A 10630-nucleotide genomic window follows, 5' to 3' on the forward strand; every position below is an offset into this window, starting at 1 on the left:
CAACTCATTGTCGTGCAAGCTTTATTTTCCCGAGTTTAGAAATTGTTATTTCTGATCCCGTTCTTTCAAGCTCGCCGGCGTCGTGTTTCTCGGCCGGAATTAGAATATACCATGAATATAATCATCAATGCAACTACTTTTTATCATTTATTTTCATTTTCTTCAGAACGATATGCCCCATGTTTCATAAGATCAAGATAAGCAGTCAATTCATTGGTCCAATATACGGTTCTCTCCATCACCTCTTCGTCCCCGGTTCGATAAGACGCGAGCACTTGATTCGTGAAGGACTCCATGAACAAGGTCACCATCTGTACAACCCGCTCCGGCGTTACTCCATCTCTAAGCTTACTAGGGTGAAGCAAGTGCACATCATATACCCGAACCATCGTGCCAGCCCGCTCGTGCGCCTCTATATTAGCTTTGTAGAACTGCTGAACTTCCTGCTGCACGCTTTTGGCCGGCCTCGCGAACGCATGGATGAGAAACTTGCTCTCCCGCTCATACTGAAATCCTATTACAAGTTTCGTTGCCGCCAACGCTTTGATCCGTTCGAAAAAATCGTCTTTAGGCGCATCTCCAATCGATGCAAGCACTTTGCCGGTGAGCATGTCCGAGACATGCCGAAGAAGATAGAGATATACATTCTTCTTGCTCTTGAAATAATGGAACAGTATCCCCTTGGATATTCCAGCCCTCGAAGTGATTGCATCCGTCGATGCCTGATCGTATCCATGCTCGCTGAATTCTTCCAAGCAGCTCGACAAGATCGACGCTTTCTTCTCCTCCGGCAATTTCTCGAATGCTTCGTACAATTTGCTGCTACCCCATTTCCGGCTCATTTTATACGTTGATAACCTTCTTGCTGAATACGGCGTCCGCCATCTAACTGCATCCTATAATAATAACGGTCATAATCGCTGTATACAATGGATTAAGGCTTGAGCAACGACGATGCTGCCTGCAACTGCATAGTGGTGAGAACTAATCTGCTTCAGTTAATCCAGACCAGCCGATTTCAATTGACTATCGTGTTCATAATTCGTACGAAAAAAAACGAGCCCGCAGGAATCACCTGCCGAGCCCGTTCTCATCCTAAGATTATGTGATATTAATCCATTCGACTTGTACCGGTCCGCCAGCCGCTTCGATGACGATGCGATGATGTCCCGCCTCCAATACAGCCGCTTCTTCCAGCTTTACGGTCGTCCATTCAGACTCTTCCGCTTGAACAGCACCTATGCTGCGTCCGTCCACGCTTACGGTTAACGCACCCTTGCCGACCTGCTCATCTGTCACACGCACCCGGACCTCAACTACATAGGAGGAAGTGCCGATATCTCCGCTGCCGCTGTTGCCCGACGTAAAATCGTACGCCAACCAATCGCCCGCTGCCAGCTGAACATAGAGACGCTGATCCATATTCCACGGACGTCCGCCGTTATGTTGGAAGTTCGCAACCTCCCGCTCGCTGTCGATAAACCGGATATCCGTACCGTCGTTCACCCGGAAGCCGACGTTCTTTGCCGCCTTCGTACCGATGTGGTAGCCGGTCTCTTCACCCTGATACCCGTAGAAAATAGCCGGAATCCGCACCGGAGCCCTTCTAAACAGCGCATTCACAACCTCCGGATGATAGGTACATTTCTCTAATGCGATATTATCGAGATACTCCCATAGGATTTGCTCCGCTTCAGCCGCGCTCGGACGTTCGCCGCCCGTCAAATATGCGGTCAGCCGGTCCCAGCCAGCCGGTCTGTTCACCGAGCAAGGCGAATTGATCGTGTCCATCTTCTTCCACGTCCAGAAGTTCCACGAAATATCGTGATCCTCGAACAGACAGAACGCGCCCGAGTACCAGTCGATATTGTTCTCGCCGCCCTCGCCCATGAAGATCGGAGCGTTCCACTGCTCGCGGCCGTCGATATACTTCTGAATACTCTCCGTATCCGGGTTGTTCCAATACTTATGGAATTGAAGTTGTATATTGTCGTCAAACATTTCGTCGAAAATAGACCAGTCCGTCGACCAGTGCGCCCCTTCCAGAATGATCATATGCATCCGGTCGACTTCCCGGATCGCCTTGACGATATCCTTATACAGCGGCATCAGCTGCGGATTGAGCGCCGCATTCCAGTCCGGCAGCGGTTCATTCAGCAGGTCGTATCCCGCTACGATCCATTCATCCTTATAGCGGTCGGCAAGCTGGCGCCACAGCTCGATCGTCATCCGCCGGTAGGTCTCGTTCGTGAACAGCTCCGGTTGGTCGTTCTCGGAGTCGTCGATATTCGCGCCCGTCTGCCCGCCCGGTGCTCCGTGCAGATCCAGAATAGCGTATACATTATACTGGCGGCACCAATCAATGACCAGATCGAGTCGGTGAACATTGTTCGCTTTGAAGCGGACCGGTTCTCCGTCCTCGATAAAAGCCCGCGCATTGATCGGAATACGAATAGAATTGAATCCTTCCTTGGCGATCTGCCGGATATCCGATTCCGCCGTATAACGGTCATAATACGTTTCCCAGAACTGCGCTGCCTTCTCGGGGCCGACCAGTTCTTCGATCATCCGCTCAATCCGTCTTGGACGGTCGCCTTGTTCCGGAAACTTCCACATATACCCTTCCGGAAGGAACCAGCTGCCAAGTCCTACACCCCGAAGGATTAGTTCTTCACCGTCTCCATTCACCAGCTTGCGGCCTTCCGCACGTACAAAACCTGCAACGCGATTCTTCGTCAATACCATCCCAATCCCGCTCCCATTCTCGAATTATTGACCGCGAAGCGTTTCGTTCATCGCCCGATATTCGAGCGGCGATACGCCTTCCGTCTCCTTGAACACACGAGTAAAATGTTTGACATTCTCGAAACCGACCATTGCGCTGATCTCATACACTTTAAGCTCAGGCCTCATAAGCAGCTCTTTCGCCTTATTCAGCCGAAGCTTGCGTAAGTAAGAGACGAACGTTTCGCCCGTATAATCTTTGAAAGCCTGGCTGAAATACGAATAGTTCAACGATACATGATTGGACACCATCGCCATATTCAAGTCCTCATGGTAATGCTCTTGAATATAGCTGATGGCGCGCCCAATGTCGCTTCGGTCATTGTAGACCGAACGTACCTGCCGAACGTAATCATTCAGCAGCAGCAGCAAGCTCTGGGCACTGTGGAAATAGTCATGGAAATGAATAAAGTTATAAATATCGCCGACCGTCCGGTGCAGCTTCAATATTTCAATCGAGCCTTCGCCATACACTTGAAACACCTTGTCGAAGACATGCTCATTCAGCGCCTGACTGACGCCTTCGAGATACCGAATGTCATACCTCATGATCGTCCGGATATCGAGCACATGCTGCAGCAACCGCTTTAGTTCCGCTTCCTTGTCCAGCCCGAGTAGATTGGCGATCTTCTGCACATCCTCGGTCGGAAGCCGGAACTCTTTGTTCTTATCGCCGACTTCTTCCGCCCGAATGACATCCGGCGCGGTCTGAAGCAACGAGTAGGCGATAGCGGCAACGGCTTGCCCATAGCTCTTCTTGACCGTTTCCATTCCTAACAGCCGTCCGCTCGCTCCAGCTTGGAATCCGCAGGAAGTATGCTCTTTCATATAAGCGGACAGCCGATCGATCGGGACGGGGCTGCCGGTCAGAATAACGAGCCGATCATCCTTATCGTAGAAACGGATACAATTCGGCTCAGTGTCGCAGCCCGTAATTTTATCGATCCGGTACATAAATTCTGCACGGCCGGCCATCCTGCTTTTGTCGGTCATCCGCACGACTGCGGCATGATACCCTTCATCCATCCATACGAGCGCCGCTTTGCGCAGCAGTTCGCGGATCTCTTCGGCATGATACCGGTCGTGCAGCAAAACGTTCTGTAGCTGCGTAACGGCAAACTCCGCTTTCAAAGCAAGCGAATTGCGAAGCTCGTCGGCAACCTCATTCTCCCGCTGCCATTCCGCTTCCAGCCGGCGCAGCACCCGGAACAGCTCGTCTCTCACAATCGGCTTCAATAAATACTCTTTCACGTCGAACCGAATAGCCGCCTTGGCATATTGAAAATCGTCATACCCGCTCAGAATTAATACATCCGGGCGCGGATCCCGCTCCTGCAGCCGGTGAATGAGCGTAATGCCATCCATGACGGGCATTCGGATGTCTGTAATGACGAGATCGATATCCGTCTCATCCAGTACCTGCAGCGCTTCTTCCCCGTCGGCAGCGAAATAAAAGGTATAGGCGCCGGTAAATTCCCGATCGATCATCGCCTTCAAGCCGACTCGAATGTTTTTCTCATCATCCACGATTAGCAGGCTGCGCATTAGCATCAGTCCCTCCGGCTATGTTTAAGTACGGCAGCACCATCGTCACCCTGGTATATGAGCCTTGGACGCTTTCCACCCGAATGCCATGCTCTTTGCCATAATTCATGACGATTCGTTGATCCACATTGCGAAGCCCGATTCCGCTTCCGTCTCTTTCTCCTATATTCGCGGCGCTTCGCATCTGTTGATAGAGAGAATCCTCCAATCGAATCAACATGTTCACATCCCGCAGCTTGCTTTCCTCTATCCCAATGCCGTCATCCATTACCTCAATAATTAGATTTTCATTCATCGCATAGGCCTTAATGGTAACGGTCAGCTTTTCCTTGCCTCTGCGGCCGATTCCGTGCTTCACCGCATTCTCGACAATCGGCTGCAGCGACATCTTCAGCACCTCCTGCTCGCGGTAAGCCGCAGGCACTTCTACGTTCAGCTCCAATCCGTTGTCATAGCGGATGTTCATGATCGCAATATAGTTCTGAATATGAGCGAGTTCATCCTGAAAACGAACATGATTGCTCGTCCACTGCAGATTGTAACGCATCATGCCGCCAAGCGATGTCAGTGCATCCGAAATGGCGTACTGTCCCTCGACTTCGGCAAGCATCTTAATGTTCTCGAGCGTGTTGTACAGAAAATGCGAGTCGATCTGATTTTTCAGCGACTTGAGCTCCGCTTCCTTCGTCGCCGCCTGCCGGCTGACCGCCTGCGCAATCAACTCATTCATCTTCTTCAGCATTTGGCGGAAATGGTAGGCAATCTCGCCAACCTCGTCCATGCTTGTAATAGCGATATCGACATCGAAATCGCCTTTGCGCACTTTCTTCATCGATTCGCGCAATATTTTGAGCTTCTTCAGAATAAGGGAATGAAGCAAATATGAAATCATCGATAATAAACCGATGAGAATGATCGTTGCAATAATGATCGTATTCCGCTGCTGACTTATGTTCGATATCGTGCTCTCGAGCGAAACAACGTTCAGCAAGTAGCTGTCCAATTGACCTAGATAGCTATAGATGCCGATGTATGGCTTGCCGTTATAGCTGAACGAGAAGCTTTTCTCCGACGATTTCTGATGCAAGGCGAACTGCCGCATCACTTCCTTAACCGGCAGATCCTTGAACAAGGGAGCTGAATCCTTCGTGAACGGCTGGCCGCTGCGGTTAATGACGATCATCTGGGAATCGTTGTCCTGGATATCGCTGAACGTCTTCATGAAGAAGTTTTTCAGCTCCATGGTCACTTCCAGAACGCCATTATGGCGCGTGTCCTCATACGTGGTTTCAAACAACATCGAAATAAGGGGAATATCCGGACTATCGACCCCATTGTTCAGAATCGAAGCCTTGCCAAGGCTAATATCCCACCACATCGTGCCTTTTTGACGGATAACGGCATCATACCAAGGCTTTTGCTTGATCCTTGATTCTTGGAAAATAACCGGCCAAAATTCCCTTACGTTTGGATTTTCCGTATAGAGCCGGATGCTCGAAATGCTCGGATTGTTGAATAGAAAGGATTGGAACGCATAGAACGTCTGCGTATTGAACTCTACCAACTCCGCTGTATCTTTCTCTCGGCCGCTGTTCATATAATCCGTAATATTTTTGTTATAAGCTGCCTGTTGACCCGACTGCTGCATCACAGCCATATTGTTGTCGACGTTCATCTTCTCGATATCGAGGATATACTGATTTTTCTTCGTCAGTTCTTTAATCGTGTTCAGATAGGAATTGTGGAACAAATACCACGAAACCAGAATAATCGGAATCAGAATGATACAAATAAAAGATACAATCAGCTTCACTTGGATGGACATGCGTCCGACTGCAATCGAAGCTCTGGCTCCCCACTGACGGGCAAGTCTAATCATCAAGTTTGCACCATCCCTGCCCACTATGGTAATAAGCCTGAAAGTCCGCTCGCGCAAACTTCCAGGCTGTTCCAACTGCAAATTACTTATTCAATTTCTCCAGCTTCGCCACGTTCTCTTCATACTTCGTTTGACGGAACGCGTCTATCTGAGCTTGTTTGTTAGCCGTACGGTCTGCTACATATTTGTTCCACAGTGTATCGAATTCAGCATCCGACTTCGACAGGAGCAGCTTAGGCAGCACTTTACCCCATTCGCGTGCATTCTTGCTGTTAGCGATGCCTTCATCAGACGTCGTAGGCGCATCCAAGTTGTCGAATTCCGACATACTGATCGATTTGCCTTTCGTCCAATCTTCCATTTGTTTCGAAGGCTCTACGCTCGGAGGAGCCCAAGCCAGGTTCATGTTCGTATCCATCAGCATCCAGTACGTATAGGATGCGCCATACTTCTGGTCGAACGCTGCGCGGTCTTTGTTAAGCAGGTCGATAACTTCCGGCTTGAATTGATCTTTGCCGTCGATCGTATCCCACGTTACTCCCTTCTCGCCGAGGAACATATCTTTGTTGCCTTCTTCGGAGAGCAGGTAGCTCAGGAACTCGATGGCTCTCTTCTTGTCTTTAACGTCCTTGGAGATGAGCGTTACCGTCCAGCCGGAGATTCCAGGGCCTGCCAGCGTAGCTGGTGCCTTGTTCGAGTTCGACGGACCGTTGACTGCGATATATACAGCGTTCGGATCTTTCTGATAGAGCGCGATGTTCTGCGTTGCAAAGTCAGAGCGTTGGTACAACATTGCGAAGTAACGGCCTTGCGAGATTTTCTCTTCCATCTGCGGACGTTTGTCGATGAAGATGTCCTTGGACAGCAATCCGTCTTGGTTCGCTTGACGGAACACTTTCAACCAGCTGATATATTCTGGGTCCAGACGGCGGTCATACAGCTTGCCGTCCTTCTGCTGAGGAATACCCAGGAAGTTCTGCAGGTAACCTTCGAGCGAGTAGTTACCTGTCTCCGTGAACTCGTGCAGGCCGAGCGGAATAAGCGGCTGGCCGTTAACGTCCGGGAATTTCTCTTTCGCCAGCTTCAGAGCATTGAGGAAGCCTTCCGGCGTGCTCATGTCAGGGCTGCCGAGCGCTTCATACATATCTTTGCGTACGACGAACGTTTGGTTCGACGTGAATTTGCTGCCGTATTTCTCGTAGTCCGCAGGGGACGACGATGCGTTCGGATAGCCGTATACGTTGCCGTCCGGCTGCGTATACCATCCTAGTTTAGCAGGATCGGCCACTTTAAAGAAGTACGGATCGTATTGGTCAGCCAGTTCGTTCAGCGGAAGCACGAGCTTGCCGTCGATCATTTTGCGAACGCCTTCTTCGTACCAGCCCAGCGTCAGGAAGTCCGGCAGTTTGCCGGATGCGATCATCGTGTTCAGCTTCTCGTTCTCGTTGCCTGCCGGCACGATAAAGTTGATGTCAACGCCAGTTTTCTTCGTAATATAGTCAGCGGTTGCGTCTCCGCCCCACTTTTTATTGAACCAAGAGAAGTTAATATACCAGTCGAACTTTACTTTCTCACCAGCGTCCTTTTGCCAGCCCGGTTGGTCCGGGTCAGCCGCAGCGGTTTCTGTCGTTGCTGTCGTGTCTTTGTTGTCTGTCGTCGCAGCCGTCTCGGTCTTCGCCGGTTCTTCTGTCTTCTTGTTGTCGTCGCTGCTGGAGCAAGCGGTCAATGCCATCGAGGATACGACAGTCAGAGCCATCATCGAGGTCCACAGTTTGCGTGCTTTACTCATTGATTTGTCCCCTTTTCTAATGGTTTCATCTTCTAATGGTTTCATCTATTAGCAATCCTGCCGACGAAGCGGCAGACTGATAACCAAAGTTAGCCTTTAATCGAGCCAATCATAAAGCCCTTAACGAAATACTTCTGCAGAAACGGATATACGAACACGATCGGCGCCGTCGTGACGACCATCGTCGCGAGCTTAAGCGATTGGCTCGTGACCGAAACCGATACGTTGGTCGGCATTGCCGCCAGCATCTGGTTCGAGCTTGACTGCGCAACGACTCGATACAAGAACGTTTGAATCGGCTGCATATCCATGTCGTTAATATAGATCATGCCTGTAAAGAAGTCGTTCCATTGATATACACCATGGAAGAGTGCAATCGTTGCAACAACCGGCATCGACACCGGGATGATGACTTTATAGAAGATTTGGAGGTCATTCGCACCGTCGATCCGAGCCGCTTCCTCTAATCCCGCCGGAATTTCACGGAAGAACGACAGGAAGATTATGAGATCGAAGAAACTGAACGCCGCCGGAATAATATAAACCAAGAAATTGTCGAGCAAATGCAGGTCTCGAATGAGCAGGTAGTACGGAATGAGACCGCCGCCGAAGAACATCGTGACCGTTCCGATCAGCATGTAGATCTTCCGGCCGATCAACTCCTTGCGGGAGAAGGCGTAAGCAACCATCGCCGTGAAGAAGACGTGAACAATGACACCGATGACCGTCTTGGCAACCGTAATGCCCATTGCCGTTAGAATGCCATCGCTCTGAAACACGGCATGAAAGCTTTTGATGCTGAATACGCGCGGCCACCAGTAAATACCGCCGCGCATCGCGTCCGCGCCGTCATTGAATGCATTCACAAGGACGTACCAGATCGGATACAACGTCGCGAAACATACGATCAGCATCAGAAGTGTAATTAATACTTCAACTACACTTTCGGATAGAGATTGTCTTTTTAATGAAAACATCCTTGCCACCGCCTTGATCAGAATAGGGACGTGTTATTGAGCCGTTTCGTGATGTTGTTGGCTCCAAGCAGCAGCGCAAGCGCGATTATCGACTTAATCAATCCGACTGCAGCCGCATAGGAATACCTGCCATTCAACAAGCCCACCTGATACACGTACACGTCGATGACGTTACTGGACGTTTCGTTAAGCTGGTTCCGAAGGACGAGAATCTGATCGAAGTTCGAGTTGAGAACACCGCTGATCGCAAGAATGAACAGAATCGAGATCGTTCCTTTGATCGAAGGCAGCGTAATGTTCCACATTTTCTGTCCGCGGCCCGCACCATCGATCGTTGCCGCTTCATATAGTTCGGGAGAAATGCTCGATATAGCGGCCAAATAAATAATCGCCGACCAGCCAAGCTCTTTCCAAATATCCGATGTAATGACAATGCTCCAGAAATATTTCGGCTCTGCCAAGTAGAAGATCGGCTCTTTAATGAAATTAAGCGCCATCAGCACTTTGTTCACGATACCGACATCCGCGAGCCAAGTCGCCATAATACCGCCCAGAATAACCCACGACAAGAAGTGCGGCAGATACGAAATCGTCTGCACCCACCGTTTGAACATCATCGAGCGCAACTCGTTCATCAGAAGCGCGAATAAGATGGGCAGCGGGAAGCCGATAACAAGTTTAATTAAACTCATGCCGATCGTGTTCTTCAGGACATACTTGAGATTCTCATCCTCGAACAGTTCTCTGAAATGCTCAAGTCCTACCCAAGGAGCTGCCGAAACCGGCCGAATGATGTCGTAATCTTTGAAAGCGATAATGATGCCGTACATGGGGATGTAGTTAAAAATAATCATCCATGCAACGCCGAGCAGTGCCATCGCCTGCAAATATCGCTGTCCAATAATCTTCCGTGCCCAGACCGGGATGCCTGTCCTGCCGGCCTTCGTCTCTTGCAGGTTCGGTTCTAGTTCTGCTTTAACGCTCATTCTCGGGCTGCACCTCCATTCCCTATCTCTTTCTCTTCGTGTAAGCCCTTTCAAATGTAATCATAAAACTTAAGACCCACCGTTTATAGGCATCAGATTTCGGGTATGGTGATATTTTTTTGGATATTTCGAAAAATGAAGACACAAAAAAATCACTCTATCGCAAGCCCTATCCGGCATGACGACAAGTGATTGTCCGTTGTAAATTATGGTGCGGTAGAGAGGACTCGAACCTCCACGGGCGTACGCCCACTACCCCCTCAAGATAGCGTGTCTGCCATTCCACCACTACCGCACATTTAAAATTGTTCACATCCGCTTCGAGGGAGAAGCAAATGGTGAGCCATGTAGGACTCGAACCTACGACACCCTGATTAAAAGTCAGGTGCTCTACCAACTGAGCTAATGGCTCATACAATGGTGACCCGTAGGGGATTCGAACCCCTGTTACCTCCGTGAAAGGGAGGTGTCTTAACCCCTTGACCAACGGGCCTTCGTATAAGTGCTTTCTTGCCATCGCTCTTGCAAGCGACTTGAATAATGTAACATACGCATTTCATGATTGCAAGCGATAATTAATGCCAAAGCTTTCAAAAACAATTTGAACAAAATAAAAAGACCGATTGAGTTGCACGGTCCTTCACCTGCAAATCGTTAAAAAAAATGTGGC

7 protein-coding genes and 3 tRNA genes are annotated in these 10630 nt (G+C 49.7%); all 10 read right to left on the minus strand.

The features are described 5' to 3' along the window. Window positions 1-143: 143 nt before the first annotated feature. Entirely contained in the window at window positions 144-815 is a 672-nt protein-coding gene (locus PKO01S_RS27620) for a TetR/AcrR family transcriptional regulator (protein WP_164779814.1), read from the minus strand. Window positions 816-1101: 286 nt separating this feature from the next. Next, window positions 1102-2745 (minus strand): cellulase family glycosylhydrolase, encoded by a 1644-nt coding sequence (locus tag PKO01S_RS27625; RefSeq protein WP_127534662.1) that lies wholly within the window; start codon window positions 2743-2745, stop codon window positions 1102-1104. A 24-nt stretch (window positions 2746-2769) separates the two neighbouring features. Next, window positions 2770-4335, minus strand: a complete 1566-nt coding sequence (locus tag PKO01S_RS27630) for a response regulator (RefSeq protein WP_127534663.1) — start codon at window positions 4333-4335, stop codon at window positions 2770-2772. Next, window positions 4304-6208: a sensor histidine kinase gene (locus tag PKO01S_RS27635; RefSeq protein WP_246070762.1), complete on the minus strand. Its 1905-nt coding sequence runs from the start codon at window positions 6206-6208 to the stop codon at window positions 4304-4306. Before PKO01S_RS27635 ends, PKO01S_RS27630 begins: the two co-directional genes overlap by 32 nt. 82 nt (window positions 6209-6290) lie before the next feature. After that, the gene (locus PKO01S_RS27640; protein ID WP_127534664.1) at window positions 6291-7997 is read right to left on the minus strand and encodes a type 2 periplasmic-binding domain-containing protein; all 1707 of its coding nucleotides are present in this window, start codon (window positions 7995-7997) and stop codon (window positions 6291-6293) included. Window positions 7998-8086: 89 nt separating this feature from the next. Further along, window positions 8087-8974 carry a carbohydrate ABC transporter permease gene (locus PKO01S_RS27645; RefSeq protein ID WP_127534665.1) on the minus strand — a complete coding sequence of 296 codons (888 nt, stop codon included), beginning with the start codon at window positions 8972-8974 and terminating at the stop codon, window positions 8087-8089. Window positions 8975-8991: 17 nt separating this feature from the next. After that, complete coding sequence (locus PKO01S_RS27650; RefSeq protein WP_127534666.1) at window positions 8992-9960, minus strand: ABC transporter permease; 969 nt, start codon at window positions 9958-9960, stop codon at window positions 8992-8994. Between the two features lie 209 nt (window positions 9961-10169). Next, window positions 10170-10255 (minus strand) — tRNA-Leu (locus PKO01S_RS27655). Window positions 10256-10296: 41 nt separating this feature from the next. Further along, window positions 10297-10372: transfer RNA gene (locus PKO01S_RS27660), tRNA-Lys, on the minus strand. A gap of 6 nt (window positions 10373-10378) precedes the next feature. Next, window positions 10379-10453: transfer RNA gene (locus tag PKO01S_RS27665), tRNA-Glu, on the minus strand. Window positions 10454-10630: the final 177 nt, after the last annotated feature.

The organism is Paenibacillus kobensis NBRC 15729 (assembly GCF_004000825.1).
Taxonomy (GTDB): domain Bacteria; phylum Bacillota; class Bacilli; order Paenibacillales; family Paenibacillaceae; genus Paenibacillus_T; species Paenibacillus_T kobensis.